Source organism: Ruegeria sp. BC2, assembly GCF_056539245.1.
Genome location: NZ_JBQFUQ010000005.1, coordinates 87810 through 104018, shown reverse-complemented (window position 1 = coordinate 104018; position 16209 = coordinate 87810). Strand labels below are relative to the sequence as shown.

Annotated in this window: 19 protein-coding genes; 6 read left to right on the top strand and 13 right to left on the bottom strand. The window is 62.0% G+C overall.

Annotation, left to right across the window (positions count from 1 at the left end; genetic code table 11):
- Positions 1–2: 2 nt before the first annotated feature.
- Positions 3–767 carry a sulfite exporter TauE/SafE family protein gene (locus ACR0CU_RS17620; protein WP_480643547.1) on the bottom strand — a complete coding sequence of 255 codons (765 nt, stop codon included), beginning with the start codon at positions 765–767 and terminating at the stop codon, positions 3–5.
- 144 nt (positions 768–911) lie between these two features.
- Between ACR0CU_RS17620 and ACR0CU_RS17615 the strand changes: the two genes are divergently transcribed.
- From ACR0CU_RS17615 to ACR0CU_RS17605, 3 genes are all read left to right on the top strand, one after another.
- The gene (locus ACR0CU_RS17615; protein WP_480643545.1) at positions 912–2603 is read left to right on the top strand and encodes an acyl-CoA dehydrogenase family protein; all 1692 of its coding nucleotides are present in this window, start codon (positions 912–914) and stop codon (positions 2601–2603) included.
- 244 nt (positions 2604–2847) lie between these two features.
- Complete coding sequence (locus tag ACR0CU_RS17610) at positions 2848–3375, top strand: hypothetical protein (protein ID WP_170448897.1); 528 nt, start codon at positions 2848–2850, stop codon at positions 3373–3375.
- A 25-nt stretch (positions 3376–3400) separates the two neighbouring features.
- The gene (locus ACR0CU_RS17605; RefSeq protein ID WP_170448895.1) at positions 3401–3793 is read left to right on the top strand and encodes an META domain-containing protein; all 393 of its coding nucleotides are present in this window, start codon (positions 3401–3403) and stop codon (positions 3791–3793) included.
- On the opposite strand, the gene recO is transcribed toward ACR0CU_RS17605, so the two are convergent.
- Positions 3777–4502, bottom strand: coding sequence for a DNA repair protein RecO (gene recO / locus ACR0CU_RS17600; protein WP_170448893.1), 726 nt, complete (start codon positions 4500–4502; stop codon positions 3777–3779). The two genes, ACR0CU_RS17605 and recO, sit on opposite strands and share 17 nt — an antisense overlap.
- 159 nt (positions 4503–4661) lie before the next feature.
- Between recO and trhA the strand changes: the two genes are divergently transcribed.
- Entirely contained in the window at positions 4662–5309 is a 648-nt protein-coding gene (trhA, locus tag ACR0CU_RS17595) for a PAQR family membrane homeostasis protein TrhA (RefSeq protein ID WP_170448891.1), read from the top strand.
- A gap of 7 nt (positions 5310–5316) precedes the next feature.
- Here trhA and ACR0CU_RS17590 read toward each other — a convergent pair whose 3' ends face one another.
- Both ACR0CU_RS17590 and era read right to left on the bottom strand, forming a co-directional pair.
- Positions 5317–5646: a DUF1491 family protein gene (locus tag ACR0CU_RS17590; protein WP_170448889.1), complete on the bottom strand. Its 330-nt coding sequence runs from the start codon at positions 5644–5646 to the stop codon at positions 5317–5319.
- Positions 5643–6551, bottom strand: a complete 909-nt coding sequence (era, locus tag ACR0CU_RS17585; RefSeq protein ID WP_170448887.1) for a GTPase Era — start codon at positions 6549–6551, stop codon at positions 5643–5645. Before era ends, ACR0CU_RS17590 begins: the two co-directional genes overlap by 4 nt.
- 160 nt (positions 6552–6711) lie before the next feature.
- Between era and ACR0CU_RS17580 the strand changes: the two genes are divergently transcribed.
- Complete coding sequence (locus ACR0CU_RS17580) at positions 6712–8094, top strand: multicopper oxidase family protein (protein WP_480643542.1); 1383 nt, start codon at positions 6712–6714, stop codon at positions 8092–8094.
- Positions 8095–8196: 102 nt separating this feature from the next.
- Here ACR0CU_RS17580 and rnc read toward each other — a convergent pair whose 3' ends face one another.
- From rnc to folK, 9 genes are all read right to left on the bottom strand, one after another.
- The gene (gene rnc / locus ACR0CU_RS17575; RefSeq protein ID WP_170373281.1) at positions 8197–8877 is read right to left on the bottom strand and encodes a ribonuclease III; all 681 of its coding nucleotides are present in this window, start codon (positions 8875–8877) and stop codon (positions 8197–8199) included.
- Complete coding sequence (lepB, locus tag ACR0CU_RS17570) at positions 8874–9710, bottom strand: signal peptidase I (protein ID WP_170342658.1); 837 nt, start codon at positions 9708–9710, stop codon at positions 8874–8876. Before lepB ends, rnc begins: the two co-directional genes overlap by 4 nt.
- A gap of 32 nt (positions 9711–9742) precedes the next feature.
- Positions 9743–10189, bottom strand: coding sequence for a holo-ACP synthase (gene acpS, locus ACR0CU_RS17565; RefSeq protein ID WP_093965271.1), 447 nt, complete (start codon positions 10187–10189; stop codon positions 9743–9745).
- Positions 10186–10632, bottom strand: coding sequence for an ABZJ_00895 family protein (locus tag ACR0CU_RS17560; protein ID WP_480643539.1), 447 nt, complete (start codon positions 10630–10632; stop codon positions 10186–10188). The genes acpS and ACR0CU_RS17560 overlap by 4 nt, the downstream gene beginning before the upstream one ends.
- Before the next feature lie 37 nt (positions 10633–10669).
- Positions 10670–11416 carry a pyridoxine 5'-phosphate synthase gene (locus ACR0CU_RS17555; RefSeq protein ID WP_170372727.1) on the bottom strand — a complete coding sequence of 249 codons (747 nt, stop codon included), beginning with the start codon at positions 11414–11416 and terminating at the stop codon, positions 10670–10672.
- Complete coding sequence (locus tag ACR0CU_RS17550; RefSeq protein ID WP_170372725.1) at positions 11409–12107, bottom strand: DUF2062 domain-containing protein; 699 nt, start codon at positions 12105–12107, stop codon at positions 11409–11411. The genes ACR0CU_RS17555 and ACR0CU_RS17550 overlap by 8 nt, the downstream gene beginning before the upstream one ends.
- A gap of 16 nt (positions 12108–12123) precedes the next feature.
- On the bottom strand, positions 12124–14256 hold the full coding sequence (locus ACR0CU_RS17545) for a RelA/SpoT family protein (RefSeq protein ID WP_170343420.1): 2133 nt from the start codon (positions 14254–14256) through the stop codon (positions 12124–12126).
- A 26-nt stretch (positions 14257–14282) separates the two neighbouring features.
- Positions 14283–14636 (bottom strand): DNA-directed RNA polymerase subunit omega, encoded by a 354-nt coding sequence (rpoZ, locus tag ACR0CU_RS17540; protein WP_170343419.1) that lies wholly within the window; start codon positions 14634–14636, stop codon positions 14283–14285.
- Between the two features lie 94 nt (positions 14637–14730).
- Complete coding sequence (folK, locus tag ACR0CU_RS17535; RefSeq protein WP_170342677.1) at positions 14731–15288, bottom strand: 2-amino-4-hydroxy-6-hydroxymethyldihydropteridine diphosphokinase; 558 nt, start codon at positions 15286–15288, stop codon at positions 14731–14733.
- A gap of 149 nt (positions 15289–15437) precedes the next feature.
- On the opposite strand from folK, the gene ACR0CU_RS17530 reads away from it, so the two are divergent.
- Complete coding sequence (locus tag ACR0CU_RS17530; protein WP_093965260.1) at positions 15438–16010, top strand: LabA-like NYN domain-containing protein; 573 nt, start codon at positions 15438–15440, stop codon at positions 16008–16010.
- The last annotated feature ends 199 nt before the right edge of the window (positions 16011–16209 follow it).

Sequence of the window (16209 nt, the reverse complement as noted above, 5' to 3'; positions counted from 1 at the left end):
GTTCAACCGAACACCCCCCTGCGCAGCAAGTTCGCACCTGCGATCATCAGAACCAACAAAGTCGCCTTGCGGAACGTGGCCTGATCGATCCGATTATGCATCCGCAAACCCAGCCACATGCCGGCCAAAGCCGGAAGGGTCAGCGCAGCCGAAAACGGCACGGTTTCAGCCCGCAACACGCCTGATCCAATATGCGCCACGACCAGAGCCAAGGCTCCCAAGCCATAGATCACACCCTGAATGCGCAATTGTTCAGATTTGGGGGTATTCAGCGCAGTCAGATAGGCAACGGTCGGAGGTCCCCAAACGCCTGATATGCCGCCAATGAACCCGGTAACCGCACCGACTGCGGCCTCGATCTTCGGCGATTGTTCAGACAGGCTCAGTTTCACGCCCAGCAGTTGGATCGTGGCAAAGAACGTGACGGGAATTCCGATCATCAGAAGGAAAGCCTGCGATGGAACTAGGCTGATCAGTTGAGCGCTCCCCAACAGAAAAACCAGCCCGACGGAAAGAAAGATCCGGAACTGCCGGATCGAAGACATCGCTGCCGCGCGTCCTTCTCTCAAGGCCTGGATCCCGTTCGTCACAACCGTTGGCAGGATCAACCCGGCCAGCGCAAGCTGGGGCGGCAGCATCATGCTGAGCCCCGAAATCAGGACCATCGGCATGGCGAAACCGACCATGCCTTTCACCGCTCCGGCCAGAAAGGCGACCGCGAAGGCAAGGCAGAGTTCGGGCAGGGACATCAAAGAAAACAGATCCATTACCCCTACATATCACCGCAGATTTTCTCTGCATCGCAAAATTCGTTACGTAATTTTTGGACCTTTTCGACGCATTCTGTGAATTTTTGTTGCGCTGCAGTTGCAGCATGATATGACCAGACAACCCAGCAAAGGACGTGATTCATGGCCCATGACGGACAAGATATGACGAACATGACTTCTCAGCCGGTTCTGCCTGATCTTCTGACCCTGACGGGGGCCGCGCTGCCGGCGGTTCAGTCCGTCTTTGAGCGGGCGCGCGATGCGGTGCGCGAGATGGTCTCGGCCGAGGGTCGCGTCTCGGGCGCTTTGGTCGAGGCGCACCAGACCGCCGCGCATGGGCTGGCTTGGCTGGCGACCTACAACCAGTCGCTGCAGCAGATGCAGAAATGGGCCGAGGCGCTGGACGCCCAGGGCAAGTTCGGCGAGATGGAACAGTTGCTGCACCAGATCGCCTTTGGCGAATATCTGCACCAGGTCGCCGGCGGCATCCCGATGAACCAGGGTGAGGTCGTGCGCCTGCAGGATCTGGGGCTGGGCTGGGATGCGCTGTCGGGCTTTCAATGCGCCGAGGTGCAGACTCTGATGGCACAGGCCAATAGCCAGGCCGCGCGCAGCCGTCTGGTTCAGCTGATGCATGACCAATCCGGAGCCACCATGTTCGGCGCCTCGGGCCTTGACGAAGAGCTCGAGATGATCCGCGAGCAGTTCCGCCGCTATGCGCTGGATCGGGTCGAGCCAAACGCCCATGAATGGCACCTCAAGGACGAGCTGATCCCGATGGAAATCATCGAGGAACTGGCCGAGATGGGCGTATTCGGCCTGACCATCCCCGAGGAATACGGCGGGTTCGGCCTGTCCAAGGCGTCGATGTGCGTGGTCTCCGAAGAACTGTCGCGCGGGTATATCGGCGTCGGCAGCCTTGGCACCCGGTCCGAGATCGCGGCCGAGTTGATCATCGCGGGCGGCACCGACGACCAAAAGGCCCAATGGCTGCCCAAGATCGCCAGCGCCGAGATCCTGCCGACGGCCGTGTTCACCGAACCCAACACCGGCTCGGACCTTGGCAGCCTGCGCACCCGCGCGGTCAAGGACGAGAACGGCGACTACCAGATCACCGGCAACAAGACCTGGATTACCCATGCCGCGCGCACCCATGTGATGACGCTGCTGGCACGCACCGATCCCGAAACCACCGACCATCGCGGGTTGTCGATGTTCCTGGCCGAAAAGACGCCCGGCACCGACGACAACCCCTTCCCGACCCCCGGCATGACCGGCGGTGAGATCGAAGTGCTGGGCTATCGCGGCATGAAGGAATACGAGCTGGCCTTCGACGGCTTCCACGTCAAGGGCGAGAACCTGCTGGGCGGCGAGGAAGGCAAGGGCTTCAAGCAGCTCATGGAAACCTTCGAATCCGCGCGCATCCAGACCGCCGCCCGCGCCATCGGCGTGGCCCAAAGCGCACTGGACATCGCCATGCAATACGCGCAGGAACGCAAGCAATTCGGCAAGGCCCTGATCAACTTCCCGCGCGTATCGGGCAAGCTGGCCATGATGGCGGTCGAGATCATGATCGCCCGCCAGCTGACCTATTTCAGCGCCTGGGAGAAGGACAACGGCCACCGCTGCGACCTGGAGGCCGGGATGGCCAAGCTGCTGGGCGCGCGCGTCGCCTGGGCCGCGGCCGACAACGGGTTGCAGATTCACGGCGGCAACGGCTTTGCACTGGAATACAAGATCAGCCGGGTGCTGTGTGACGCCCGCATCCTGAACATCTTTGAAGGCGCCGCCGAGATCCAGGCGCAAGTCATCGCGCGGCGTCTGCTGGCCTGAGCGCCCGCCCGTCGCGGTTTCCCCAACTTGACCCGGCCCAGCGCCGGGTCTTTTGTTTTTACAGATCAAACAGGTTCTCGGGCCCCGATCTTCCGGATTGTTCATCCCTGATCTCGACCGTACGCTCCGGCGGAGAACAAAATATGCCTTGGGTTCCGGCACCGGTTTCGGCTAAGTAGCCTGCGAACCGCATCATGCTGCGCCGCCGCAATGTAGATGCCCGAACAAGCCTTGCGGAGAAACCATGGCGCGCCTTCTAATCCTTGTTCTTGGCCTCTTGTTTGCAGGATGCAGCACGCCGTCCGGGACACCCTCGGGCGATGTTGCCGGTCTGACCCGCGCCATTCAGAACCTCGGCCCTGATGTCGATCCGCAGGAAGCCGCCCGCGCGGCGCAGATCGCCCATGACTATGCGCTGCAGCTGAAGGCCGAGTACCGGGTCACCGATCCGGCGATCATCCACAACGCCAAGGTCATCAACGGTTTTCGCGAGCGCGGGCTGTGCAATGACTGGGCCGAGGACATGCTCAAGCGGCTGCGGCAAGAGAACTTCCGCACGCTGGACCTGCACTGGATCACTTCGCCGCCGACCCCGTTTCGGATCATCCACCATTCCGCCGCGATCAGTGCCAAAGGCGATGGGCCCAATGACGCGATCGTGCTGGACGGCTGGCGCAACGGGGGTGACCTGTTCTGGGCGCCAGTACGCGAGGACACACGCTACAACTGGCGCCCCCGGATGGAAGTGCGCGCCGAACTGCTGGCGCAATGACGCCAAGTCAGGATAGAAAACCCTCATGCTGCGCCTGAGCCTGATCCTGCCCGCCCTTGCCCTGCTGCAATGCGACCGCGACGAGAGCGTCGCCGCCTATGGCGCGGCCGACCGCACCTGGGAGCTGCAGGAGGTGAACGGCCAGCCCTATGAGGCCAGCGCCCTGCTGCGCTTTCCCGAGGAAGGCAAGATTGCCGGAAACGCGCCCTGCAACAGCTACTCGGGCACATTGAACGCGCCCTATCCGTGGTTCGAGATCACCGACCTGACCGCCACCCGCGCCGCCTGCGCCGGGCTTGAGGCCGAAGGGTTCTATTTCGCAGCGCTGCTGGCGATGACGCAGTCCGAGGTGTCGGGCGACGTGCTGATCCTGCGCAACGAGGACGGGCACGAGATGGTGTTCAGAGCCGCCGAGTGAACTGATCGACAAAGCGGGCGCGGGCCTCGGGCAGCGGCGTGTGACCCAGCGATGGCGCCACGCGATGCGCCAGGAAATAGCCGGTCGTGCGCAGCCCGGCAGCGATCTCGTCATCCGGGGCGGCCCCCTGCCCGCGCAGCACCGGCGGCAGAGGCAGCAGGCGGTCGGCCCAATCCCCGGCGCCTTCGGCGCTGACCGCCCGGCCGGTCTTGGGCGAGACATAGGCTAGCCCCTCGGTCGTGCCGGTCACGGCGCAGCGGGTCAGATCCAGCCCAAAACCCAGTTCTTCAAGCAGGGCCAGTTCCCAGCGCAGGTAAGCCAGCGGCCAGATCTCGTCCTGGCCCAGCAGATCCATCAGCTGTTCCGTCTGTCGATAGATGCCGGGGTGCGGTTCGCGTTCGGGCAAGCAGAAGGACAGCAGCGCCACGACCGCGTTCAGCCCCGACAGGGCCAGCCGCCCCGAAAACGCCGCCGCCGCGCGCGAGCGCAACGGCTCGACCTGGAAGGTGCCGATATGTTCCTGCAGCCGCGCCCGCCACAGCACGTCCAACTGCGCGCCGGGTTGCAGGATGGGCGCGATCTTGCGGCTGGCACCCCCGCGCACCACGCCCGCGTGTCGGCCATGGGCTTCGGTGAACACCTCGATGATGGCCGCGGTTTCGCCGTGGCGGCGGGCGGTCAGAAGAATGCCATGGTCGCGCCAGTCCATGCGGGGCCCTTGGGTTGCCTTGAGGTCGCGTCGGACCGCGACGGTAGAGCGCGGCGCGGAAAGAAGCAAATTCAATCGAAGGACGCCGACTGACGTGCCGGAATTGTGGACTTGGACCCGGGGCGATATTACCCAGAACTGGCAGCCACGAGACCAGACATGACCGACGCGACCTTTCCCAGTTTCAACCCTGCCTTCCGCCGCGCGGACATGACAGTGCATGCAGTGGGTCTGGCGTTGATCTTGATTGCGGGCGGCTTGCTGGTGGCTAAGGCGGCAACCCATCTGCAAGCCGCGTTGGTGGCCGCCGTCGTGGTTTACGTCTTGTGTGCGCTGGCGTCGAACCTGGCGTCCTGGGCTTATCACTTTCTACCGCTGCACGAGCGGCGCACACTGCTGCGGCGCATTGATCACGCGGCGATCTACCCCAGCATAACAGGCACCTTCACACCGTTCTTCGTTCTGGCTGGCACGACCTGGACCCTGGGCCTGCTGGTGGTGTGTTGGGCGCTGACGGCGGTGGCGGTCTGGAACAAGATCACCAACGAGACAGTGAAATCGCGCTGGTCGACGGCATCCTACCTGGGGTTGGGCGCGCTGGGGCTGCTGGCCCTGCCCGACCTGCGGGGCGTACCGGTGGCGACGTTGTGGTGCATTCTGGCCGGGTCGGGTTGCTATGTGATCGGAACCGCGTTCTACGCCCGCAAGATGCTGCCCTACCGCTATGCGATCTGGCATATCTGGGTGAACCTGGGCGGGATCGCCATGTTCGCGGGCGTCTGGCTGGCGCTGTCGCCTTTGTGGTAAGGCAGCCCTAGTCCAGCCCTTCCTCGTTCAACAGATGCCGGCCCTGCCGGTCTTCGACCTCGATCACCCAGAGGTCGGGGTCAAAGCTGCGCTGACGGGCAATGGCCTCGTCCACCTCGGCCTCGGGGCCTTTGGCGAGTTCGATCCATTTGCGCGCGCCGCTGAGCAGGTCGAAGCTGCGCTGAAAGGCGATGGCATTTCCGTCGAGCGTGTTGAGCTTGACCAGAACCGCGCCGGCGGTGTCGTCGCCATGCGCCACGACAAAGGCCGGGATCTCGTGCAGGCGCAGCCGGGCCAGATAGGCGTGGACCCAGAACTCGGCCGTCAGGCGGGTCATGCGTTGCCGTCTTTGAAGTCCAGCCCCATTTCCGAGTAGCGCTCGGCCTCTTCCAGCCAGTTGGGCCGGACCTTCACCTGCAGGAACAGGTGGACCTTGCGGTCCAGGAATTCCTCCAACTCGGCCCGGGCCGACTGGCTGACGGCCTTGATCGTCTCGCCGCGCTTGCCCAGCACGATGCCCTTGTGGCCGTCGCGCATGACATAGATGATCTGGTCGATCCTAGCCGAACCATCCTTGCGCTCTTCCCAGTTCTCGGTCTCGACCGTCAGCTGATAGGGCAGCTCCTGGTGCAGGCGCAGGGTCAGCTTCTCGCGCGTGATCTCGGCCGCGATCATGCGCAGCGGCAGATCGGCGATCTGGTCTTCGGGATAAAGCCAGGGGCCTTCGGGCAGATGCTGGGCCAGCCAGGCACGCAGGTCCTCGACGCCGTGGCCCTTCTCGGCCGAGATCATGAAGGTTTCGGCAAAGGAGAAGCGGTCATTCAGGTCGCGAGTCAGTGACAGCAGCGCGGGGGCTTCGACCCGGTCGATCTTGTTGATCGCCAGTGCCACCTTACGGCCCTGCGCGATCTCGGACAGGCCATCCAGGATGCGCTCGACGCCTTCGGTGATACCGCGATGCGCTTCGACCATCAGCACGATGATGTCGGCATCGGCCGCGCCGCCCCAGGCCGCCGCGACCATCGCGCGGTCAAGCCGGCGGCGGGGTTTGAACAGGCCCGGCGTATCGACGAAGACCAGTTGCGCATCACCCTCCATGGCGACGCCGCGGATCCGGGCACGCGTTGTCTGCACCTTGTGCGTCACGATCGAGACCTTGGCCCCGACCATGCGGTTCAGAAGGGTGGATTTGCCTGCATTGGGCTCTCCGATCAGGGCGATGAATCCGGCGCGTGTCGTCATTGTGTGGTGATCCTGTTTTCAAGTGCGCATCCCTATCGCAGAAAGGCACAGCGGGCCAGAGGCATTTGTCGCATTGCCGGGCCGGTACAGGAATGGCAGGACAGGCGCACAGGCCAAGCCGATCCCAGCCAGGCCGCGACCCGCATCTTGAGGATCAGGCATGAAACGACGGGAGTTTCTTTTATCGGGCGGCGCCGCAATGGGGGCCGCGGGCTTGGGTGGACTTGCATTCGCGTCCAATAGCTCCGATCAGGAACTGGTGGTTCAAAGCGCCAGTTACATGTTTCGAGACCAGCCTACGCACGGATTGGTCAGCCTGAGCCCCGACGCTCCTCCGCCCATCCTTTTTGGACGTCAGGGTGAAGCGATGAGACTGACGGTCAAAAACACTCTGTCCGATTATACCTCGATGCACTGGCACGGGATGCGCATCCGCAATGATATGGATGGCGTGCCTTATTTGACCCAGATGCCGCTGGGACAAAACGAAAGCTTCACCTACGAGTTCACACCCCCAGACGCCGGAACCTACTGGTATCACCCGCACTGCATGACGATGGAGCAGATGGCGCACGGCCTGACCGGAGTGATGGTCATCGCCGGGCCTGAAGACGTCGGGTTCGACAGCGAGCAAGTGATCAACCTGCGAGACTTTCGCCTGGACGAGACGGGGGCATTTCTGCCCGCCTACACCCAGCGGGGCGCGGCCAGAGCCGGAACTTTCGGCAATGTGCAGACCGCGAACTGGCACCAGCATCCAGTCTATGACCACTCTGCCGGCAGCCTCGTGCGGCTGCGACTGCTCAATTCGGATACGACCCGGATCTACAAATTGCACCTGACGGGCGGAAACGCGCAGATCATCGCGTGGGACGGTCACCCGGTCACCGCCGAACTGCCGATGCCGAGTGCAGATGATCCCTTGCTGGTGGGCCCCGGTCAGCGTGTGGACTTTGCCGTTGCGATGCCAGACGGCGAAGGGGCGCAGGTCGACCTTGTGGCCAAACTGCCCGGTCAGCCCTTGAGGACGATGGCCAGCCTGCGATCGGTCGGGCGATCCGCGCACCGGGGCCTGAGAGAACTGAAGCCTTTGCCGAAGAACCCGGTCGCCCTGCCCGATCTCGGCAACGCTCAGGTGCACGAATTCGTCTTCGGCTGGACGCCAGAAGGTGAACTGCCGGACAATGGGTTCTGCGGGTCTCTTGGATACAATTTCTGGTCGATCAACCGGGTTCCCTGGCCCGGAGATGCTGCTGCGGACGTCGGGCCACTGGCGACGCTGGAACTGGGCAAAAGCTATGTCTTGAGGCTGCGCAATGAATCTCCGAACCTGCATCCGATCCATCTGCACGGGCTGGTCTTTGTGCCGTTGCGATCAAACCTGCGAGAATTGCCGCCGCTGGTGACGGACACCATGCTGCTGTTGAAAGACGAGGTCGTCGAAATCGGGCTGGTCGCAGACAATCCGGGCGACTGGGCCTTTCACTGCCATGTGATCGAACACCAGAAGACCGGGCTGACCGGGTTCTTGCGGGTCGTTTGAGCGGCAAGGTCTAGCCGTTGCAGACGTGGTTCGTGATAGGTGGACAGCCCTCGCGGACATTCCCGGACAGATCAAGAGCAGGTAACACCGCGATCGAAGAGATCAGCTTGTCACACGATCCAGCAGAGCCTGCGCGGCCGCCTGTTCCGCCTGACGTTTGGAGCCGGCGGTTGCCTGGGCCTCGGATCCGTCCTGCAGGCGGGCCGCGATGGTGAAAACAGGGGCGTGATCCGGGCCGCTGCGCGAAATCTCGACATAGGCGGGCGGTTTCTGCCCGCGCGCCTGCGCCCATTCCTGAAGCGATGTCTTGGCATCGCGCGCATCCGCTTCGACCGTGTGAATCCTGTCACCCCACAGCGACAGGATCACTTTCTGCGCCGCCTCAAAACCGGCATCGCGATAGACCGCGGCGATAACTGCCTCCATCGCGTCGCCCAAAAGCGCCTGCTTGCGGCGCCCGCCCGACAGCATCTCTGACCGGCCCAGCTTCAGAACCGCGCCGATATCGATCTGGCGGGCAACGTCGGCACAGGTTTCCTTGCGCACCAATGCGTTAAAACGGGGGGCCAGTTGGCCTTCGGTGGCCTTCTGATCGGCCTCGAGCAAAGCGGTGGCCATCACAAGCCCCAGCACACGGTCACCCAGAAACTCGAGCCGCTGGTTGTCCGGACGTGTCGAAGACGAGACCGACCCGTGCGTCAGCGCCCGAACCAGTAGTTCAGGGTTGGAAAACCTGTGTCCAAGGCGTTTTTCGAACGCCTTCATGTCGGTCGACAGCTTCAATTGACCGCCTTGAAGAACCGGTCACCGCGCCAAGTCCAGAAAAACAGCATCGAACGCCCGGCGGACGAGAACATGATGCGGTCGGCTCGACCGATCAGGTTTTCATAAGGAACGTAGCCGACGCCGCCTGCGACCTGCGGCACGCGGCTGTCACTGGAATTGTCACGGTTGTCGCCCATGAAGAAGTAGTGCCCTTCCGGCACGGTGTAGACACCCGTGTTGTCAGTGCTCTGATTGCCGATATTCAGGATTTCATGCGACACGCCGCCCGGCAGAGTTTCGATCATCCGGGTCTTTTCACAGGTGCCGCCCACGCCGACCGGGCCATTTTCACAGCGGGGCCGAAGACGTTGAGGCCCTTGCGGCTCGGCGATTTCGGTAAAAGTGCCATCCGGGGTCTGCTTGGCTTCGGTGCCGTTGATGTAGACCACGCCATCCTTGATCTGAATCTTGTCTCCGGGCAGGCCGATCAGGCGCTTGATGTAGTCGCGCCCCGAAACCGGATGGCGGAACACGATGACGTCGCCCCGCTCGGGTTCGCCGCCCAGCAGTCGGGTATTGTCGCCCCCCATCCAGCCGCAGATGTCCTCGGCATCGACATCGAGGCCGACGCTGGGGATGATCAGACTGGGGCAGGACGCGTAGGAATAGCCATAGGCCATCTTGTTGACGAACAGGAAATCACCGATCAGCAGCGTGGGTTTCATCGACCCCGACGGAATCCAGAACGGCTGAAAGAACAGAGTGCGGAAAACGCCCGCGATCAGCAGGGCATAGACGATGGTCTTGATCGTCTCCCAGATGGCGTTTCCGGATTTGGCTTGCTCGGCCATACTGCTCTCCAGTCCTTGCTCGGCTCGGGGGGTTACATGCGGCGCGGTCGCGGGGGTGTCAAGGCCGCTGCGTCGGGATCACCAAGCGGGCGCGCCTCGATCACCACGAAGGCCTGCGCCCATGGATGATCGTCGGTCAAGGTGACGTGGATGATCGCCTCGTGCCCTTCGGGCGTCATTTCCTTCAGCCGTTCGGCGGCCCAGCCGGTCACATGCATCACGGGCTGACCTGTGCGCAGATTGGTAACTGCCATGTCCTTCCAGGCGATGCCCATACGCAGCCCCGTGCCCAGCGCCTTGGAGCACGCCTCTTTTGCGGCCCAGCGCTTGGCGTAGGTTCCGGCCGTATCCCGCCGGCGCTCGGCCTTGCGCTGCTCGGTCTCGGTGAAGACACGGTTGCGGAACCGGTCACCGAACCGATCGAGTGTGCCCTGAATGCGCTCGATATTCGCAAGATCCGTACCAATGCCGAGTATCATGAGTGCGTCTCTTTCTTTGCCCTTTCAAGAGCCTTGAACGCAGACCGGGCGCCCACCCACAGGAATAGTCGCGAAATGAGAAACGCCACGACAAAGGCTATCGTGAAACCGATCACCAAAAAGTTCACCGGGATACCGGCCAATCCCTCGGACATGCCTGGAACGACAAGAAAGAACAGCCCAGCCATGACCAGGTTAGCCAACATGCCGACGATGCCCATCCATAGTGCGGCGCTCCACATGTCGCCGCTGCCCGGCATGGTCTGGTGCGTCTGAACCTGTCGGTGTCCTTCGAAAGTCGCGGCGGCCAAAAAGGGGATGAACGGCAGGAAACTGCTGGACAAGTCAATTCCGAACACCGCCGAAACGCCAAACAAAACAGCCGGGACCGCGATCGATGTGATCACGAAGACGACAAGAAACCTGGGAGTTTTCAAGCGCATCGGAAGATCCAGAAGAAGGAGGCTTCAAGGCAGTGGCTCATTGGCGCGCCTCATCCATCAGGCGGCGCATTTCCTGAATGGCTGGGGTGAGGCCCCGGAAGATGGACTCGCCGATCAGGAAATGACCAATGTTCAACTCGCGCACTTCGGGAAAGGCGGCAACGGGCTGGACCGTGTCATAGGACAGGCCATGGCCGGCATGCACTTCAAGGCCCAGCGAATGGGCAAAGGTGGACATCTTGCGCAGCGCCTCCAGTTCGCGTTCCGCATCGTCCACCCGACCGTCGGCATGGGCGTCGCAATAGGCACCAGTGTGCAGCTCGATCACTTCGGCGCCGATGCGGTGGGCGGCCTCGATCTGCTTGGGGTCTGCGGCGATGAAGATCGACACCCGGCAACCGACGTCACGAAGCGGCGCGATGAAATGCGCCAGACGGTTTTCCTCGCGCGCGACTTCCAGGCCACCTTCGGTGGTACGTTCCTCGCGCTTCTCGGGGACGATGCAGACGGCGTGCGGCTTGTGGCGCAGAGCGATCTTCTGCATCTCATCCGTAGCCGCCATTTCAAAGTTCAGCGGAACCGAAAGAACTTCCATCAGCCCGTCGATATCGGCATCCGAGATATGCCGCCGGTCTTCGCGCAGGTGCGCGGTGATGCCGTCGGCCCCGGCCTCTTCGGCAAGTCTTGCGGCGCGAAGCGGGTCGGGATAGGCGCCGCCACGGGCGTTGCGCACGGTGGCGACATGGTCGATATTCACGCCCAGGCGCAGAGGGGTGTCAGACATCCTTCGAATCCTTTTTGTTCGCGTCGCCCGAGCCTATCGGGTTTGGTCGGAGAACGGCAGAGCTTGCTTCGGCCAAGCGTTTGATTTCTTCGAACTTCGCCTTGATCTTTGCGCGGCGGCGCATCTGATAGGTTCGGATCACCGGCAGGCTGATATAGGTGCAGATCACGCCGGCCACGATGCCGGGAATGATGCCCCCGATCATGTAGGGAAAGAACACGTCGTCATAAAACTGCGACAGCCCGTGCCAGTCAGCGACCCGATCGGAAAACATCGCCAGGAAGTTATCCTTGAGGTCCCCCATCGCGCTGGCAAATTTGCCCATCAGCCCCTTGGTGTCGCCCTCTTCGTACTCGGTGCCCAGCAGGAAATGCCCAGTTTGCAGGCAGACTACGCCGATCGGAACGTAGGTCAGCGGGTTGCCGAAGAACGTCCCGCTCAGGGCGGCAAGGATGTTGCCGTTCAGCAGCCGGGCCAAGACCGCGGCAACCAGAAAATGAAGGCCGTAGAATGGGGTGAAGGACGCGAACACCCCGGCCCCTACCCCACGGGCAATGCGTTCGGGCGAGTCCGGAAGACGACGGACGCGGTGTTTGACATAGTGGAAGGCGCGGGTCCAACCGCCGCGAGGATAGACCAACTCGGACAGGACCTGGAGTACCGAGCGGCGATCACGGCGCTTGAAAACCACTCCTGATCACCCCTTCTCAGCCAGCTGCGACCGCAGCGCTTGTCATGTCCCGATACCGTTCGACCGCAGCCACGTCACTTTCCGCCTCGAGCATCAGCATCAGCGAATGCAGCTGTTCAAGATCCCGCACCTCGATACTGATAAGCAGACGATAGAAATCTGGCTTCCGGTCCACGAATTCCAGGTTCGAGATATTGGCCTTTTTCTCGCCGATCAATGTGCAAATACGTCCCAGCACGCCGGCGTCGTTGCCGATGGTCAGCTCCAACGTGGCGCCATAAGCGGCCGGGTGCGTGCCGGTATGCCAGTGAAGGTTCACCCACCGTTGCGGCTGATCCTCGAATTCGGCAAGGCGATCGCAATCGATGGAATGCACCACCACGCCCTTGCCCCGAGACGTGATGCCCACGATGCGTTCGCCCGGCAAAGGCTGGCAGCACGGCGCGCGTTCAAACCCCTGCCCCGGCTCAAGCCCGATCACGGCGCGACGCAAGGGGATTGCTTCGCCCTCGTCGCGGGTCAGGTCGGGATAGACCGCGGCCACTACATCATGGGCGGTCAGTTCGGCACTGCCGACGCGGGCCAGCAACTCATCGCTGTTCTTGATGCGCAGGTGTTTGGCGGCGGTTTCCAATGCCTTGTCGGTCGCCTTGCGGCCAACATGTTCGAACCCCGCGCGGACCAGTTCGCGTCCCAGTTTGATGAACCGTTCACGGTCAACCTCGCGCAGGGCGCGGCGGATGGCGGTGCGGGCCTTGCCGGTCACGGCAATCTCAAGCCAGGTCACCTGCGGGGTCTGGCCGTCGGCGGTGATGATGTCGACCGATTGGCCATTCTTGAGCCGCGTCCACAGCGGCACACGGATACCGTCCACCTTGGCTCCGACACAGGCATGGCCGATACGCGTATGGATCGCGTAGGCGAAATCGATCGGGGTCGCCCCGCGCGGCAGTTTCACCACGTCGCCCTTGGGGGTGAAGCAGAAGACCTGGTCCGAATACATCTCGAGCTTCACCGCCTCGAGGAAATCTTCGTGGTCTTCCTCGGTATCGAACTGCTCGGTCAGGTTGGCGATCCACTTGGCCGGATCGACCGCAAAGGGGTTTTCCGTCCGCACACCGTCACGATAGGACCAGTGCGCGGCCACACCTGTCTCGGCGACATCATGCATCTGACGGGTACGGATCTGCACCTCGACCCGCTTGCCGTCACGGCCCGAGACCGTCGTATGGATCGAGCGGTAACCGTTCGATTTCGGCTGGCTGATATAGTCCTTGAACCGCCCCGGCACCGCGCGCCAGCGCTGGTGTATGGCCCCAAGGGTGCGATAGCAGTCTTCTTCGGTCTGGGTAATGATGCGGAAGCCATAGATGTCGGACAGGCGCGAAAAGCCCTGATCCTTTTCCTGCATCTTGCGCCATATCGAGTAGGGTTTCTTGGCGCGACCAAAGACTTCGGCCTCGATCCCCGCTTTCTCAAGCTCGTGCCGCATGTCGCCGGTGATCCGGTGAATCACGTCGCCGGTTTCGCGCTGCAGCGTGATGAAGCGGCGGATGATCGACTGGCGGCCTTCGGGATTGAGGACGCGGAACGCCAGGTCCTCAAGCTCTTCGCGCATCCACTGCATGCCCATCCGGCCGGCCAGCGGCGCGTAGATGTCCATCGTTTCGCGCGCTTTCTGCACCTGCTTTTCAGGGCGCATTGCCTTGATCGTGCGCATATTGTGCAGGCGGTCGGCCAGCTTGACCAGGATCACCCGCAGGTCCTTGGACATGGCCATGAACAGTTTGCGGAAGTTCTCGGCCTGCTTGGTTTCGCGACTGGAAAGCTGCAGGTTGGTCAGCTTGGTGACGCCGTCGACCAGCATCGCCACCTCGTCACCGAACAGTTCGGCGATCTTGGAATAGCTTGCCTTGGTGTCCTCGATCGTGTCGTGCAGCAGCGCGGTGATGATCGTGGCATCGTCCAGGCGCTGCTCGGTCAGAATGGCGGCAACTGCGACGGGATGCGAAAAATAGGGCTCGCCCGAGTGCCGGAACTGCCCTTCATGCATCTGCATTCCGAACTCATAGGCCCGGGCGATGCGATCGGCATTTGTCTTGGGGTTGTAGTTGCGGACCAGCGCAATCAGGTCTTCAACAGAAATCATCCGGTCCGCACCTTCGCTTGCAGGGCTTACCCCTGCCCCTGGGCCTCCATCAGGGCACGCAGGAGTTTCTCTTCGGACATGTCGTCATCTGCCGGCTTGTCCGACTCTGCACCCATCAACAGCGCCATCTGATCTTCTTCGGGCTCGTCGACCTCGATCTGTGTCTGGTTGGCCTCGATCAGACGTTCACGCAGCTCGTCCGCCGTCTGGGTTTCTTCGGCAATCTCGCGCAGAGCCACGACGGGGTTCTTGTCGTTGTCGCGGTCAACGGTGATCGATCCGCCAGTGGAAATCTCGCGCGCACGATGGGCGGCAAGCATCACCAGTTCGAACCGGTTCGGTACCTTGTCTACGCAGTCTTCGACCGTCACGCGGGCCATGAGGCGCTCTCCACAAATGAATCCGTGTCAGGAAGGGGTTTATCTAAGCGCGATTCTCTGCCTTGACAAGCGGGAAATGCCCAGCATTGGCGGCTCAGAGGGGGGTTACGGCGGCAACCTCGTCCGCAGGCAGCTGTCCGATCATTTCCCGGACGGTCAAATCCAGCACCGGATGGCGCCAATCGGGCGCGACGTCAGCCATTGGAACCAGCACGAATGCCCGGTCCTGCAGGCGCGGGTGCGGCACTATCAGTTGTTCGGGCGCGGATCGCACCTGCTGGTCCATCGGCAAATCCAACCAGCGGCGGTATCCGTCCAGGTCCGGCAGAACGCGGTCGTCCCAGCAGACAAGATCAAGATCAAGTGTGCGCATACCCCAACGCTGAACCCTGGCGCGGCCGAACTCGGCCTCGACCTCGTGCAGCAGGTCCAGAACACCGCGCGGATCCAGTTCCGTCTCGATCACAGCGGCTGCGTTCACGTAGTCCGGGCCGGCGCCCGCAGGGAAGCAGGGGGTCGAAAACAGCCGGCTTTTGGCCCGAATCACCAGCCCCTTGGCCTCCATGACCTCGAGAGCCTGCGCGAGTGTCACCTTGGGCCCGTTTCCTCTCAAGGTGAGATTTGCCCCCAACGCCACGACCACTTTTGACATGGATTTGACCACTTTTATCCCCGTATTCCGTTCAGAGAATACTTGCGATACAGGTCAAATAGCCTATTTTAAAGGCATCAATGCGCGAATTTATTTTTTTTCACTCACAGACACCTCCGCGCGTTGAGCGATACCGGAAGGACAAATTAATGTTTTACAAGGACGAACGGCTTGCGCTGTTCATCGACGGCTCGAATCTGTACGCCGCCGCAAAAGCACTGGGGTTTGACATCGATTACAAGTTGCTTCGCCAGGAATTCATGCGTCGAGGCAAGCTTCTCAGAGCCTTCTACTACACAGCGCTGCTAGAAAACGACGAATACTCACCGATCCGTCCGCTTGTCGATTGGCTGCATTACAACGGCTTCACCATGGTGACCAAGCCGGCCAAGGAATACACCGACAGCATGGGGCGCCGTAAGGTCAAGGGGAACATGGACATCGAACTGACCGTCGATGCCATGGAGCTTGCGCCGCGCGTGGATCATATCGTGCTGTTTTCGGGTGATGGGGATTTCCGCCCGCTGATTGCCAGCCTGCAACGTCAGGGCGTGCGCGTGTCGGTCGTCTCGACCATCCGCAGCCAGCCGCCGATGATTTCGGACGAGCTGCGTCGTCAGGCCGACAATTTCATCGAGCTTGACGACCTGCGCGACGTGATCGGACGCCCTCCGCGGGACGTGTCCGATGAACCGCGTACGGTAGCCGTCGCAGGAAAATAAGAACTCCGCCATCCACCACTCACACATGTGGAGCAATAGCGCGGTCAGGACTTCGTGTCCTGACCGCGCTTCTTTAATCAAGAACCCGTGCTCAAACGGGTATTGGCTAACAGGACTTCATGTCAGCATGGTGACAAGGCTGTCCTGACTGGACCAACAGGTGGAAAAGCCTTACCTGTCCCTTTCAAGGAGACAGACG

What these genes read in the sequence shown, in the direction of transcription:
- ACR0CU_RS17620 (WP_480643547.1), bottom strand. Translation starts at nt 767, where the DNA reads ATGGATCTGTTTTCTTTGATGTCCCTGCCCGAACTCTGCCTTGCCTTC.
- ACR0CU_RS17615 (WP_480643545.1), top strand. Translation starts at nt 912, where the DNA reads ATGGCCCATGACGGACAAGATATGACGAACATGACTTCTCAGCCGGTT.
- ACR0CU_RS17610 (WP_170448897.1), top strand. Translation starts at nt 2,848, where the DNA reads ATGGCGCGCCTTCTAATCCTTGTTCTTGGCCTCTTGTTTGCAGGATGC.
- ACR0CU_RS17605 (WP_170448895.1), top strand. Translation starts at nt 3,401, where the DNA reads ATGCTGCGCCTGAGCCTGATCCTGCCCGCCCTTGCCCTGCTGCAATGC.
- recO (WP_170448893.1), bottom strand. Translation starts at nt 4,502, where the DNA reads ATGGACTGGCGCGACCATGGCATTCTTCTGACCGCCCGCCGCCACGGC.
- trhA (WP_170448891.1), top strand. Translation starts at nt 4,662, where the DNA reads ATGACCGACGCGACCTTTCCCAGTTTCAACCCTGCCTTCCGCCGCGCG.
- ACR0CU_RS17590 (WP_170448889.1), bottom strand. Translation starts at nt 5,646, where the DNA reads ATGACCCGCCTGACGGCCGAGTTCTGGGTCCACGCCTATCTGGCCCGG.
- era (WP_170448887.1), bottom strand. Translation starts at nt 6,551, where the DNA reads ATGACGACACGCGCCGGATTCATCGCCCTGATCGGAGAGCCCAATGCA.
- ACR0CU_RS17580 (WP_480643542.1), top strand. Translation starts at nt 6,712, where the DNA reads ATGAAACGACGGGAGTTTCTTTTATCGGGCGGCGCCGCAATGGGGGCC.
- lepB (WP_170342658.1), bottom strand. Translation starts at nt 9,710, where the DNA reads ATGGCCGAGCAAGCCAAATCCGGAAACGCCATCTGGGAGACGATCAAG.
- acpS (WP_093965271.1), bottom strand. Translation starts at nt 10,189, where the DNA reads ATGATACTCGGCATTGGTACGGATCTTGCGAATATCGAGCGCATTCAG.
- ACR0CU_RS17560 (WP_480643539.1), bottom strand. Translation starts at nt 10,632, where the DNA reads ATGCGCTTGAAAACTCCCAGGTTTCTTGTCGTCTTCGTGATCACATCG.
- ACR0CU_RS17555 (WP_170372727.1), bottom strand. Translation starts at nt 11,416, where the DNA reads ATGTCTGACACCCCTCTGCGCCTGGGCGTGAATATCGACCATGTCGCC.
- ACR0CU_RS17545 (WP_170343420.1), bottom strand. Translation starts at nt 14,256, where the DNA reads ATGATTTCTGTTGAAGACCTGATTGCGCTGGTCCGCAACTACAACCCC.
- rpoZ (WP_170343419.1), bottom strand. Translation starts at nt 14,636, where the DNA reads ATGGCCCGCGTGACGGTCGAAGACTGCGTAGACAAGGTACCGAACCGG.
- folK (WP_170342677.1), bottom strand. Translation starts at nt 15,288, where the DNA reads ATGTCAAAAGTGGTCGTGGCGTTGGGGGCAAATCTCACCTTGAGAGGA.
- ACR0CU_RS17530 (WP_093965260.1), top strand. Translation starts at nt 15,438, where the DNA reads ATGTTTTACAAGGACGAACGGCTTGCGCTGTTCATCGACGGCTCGAAT.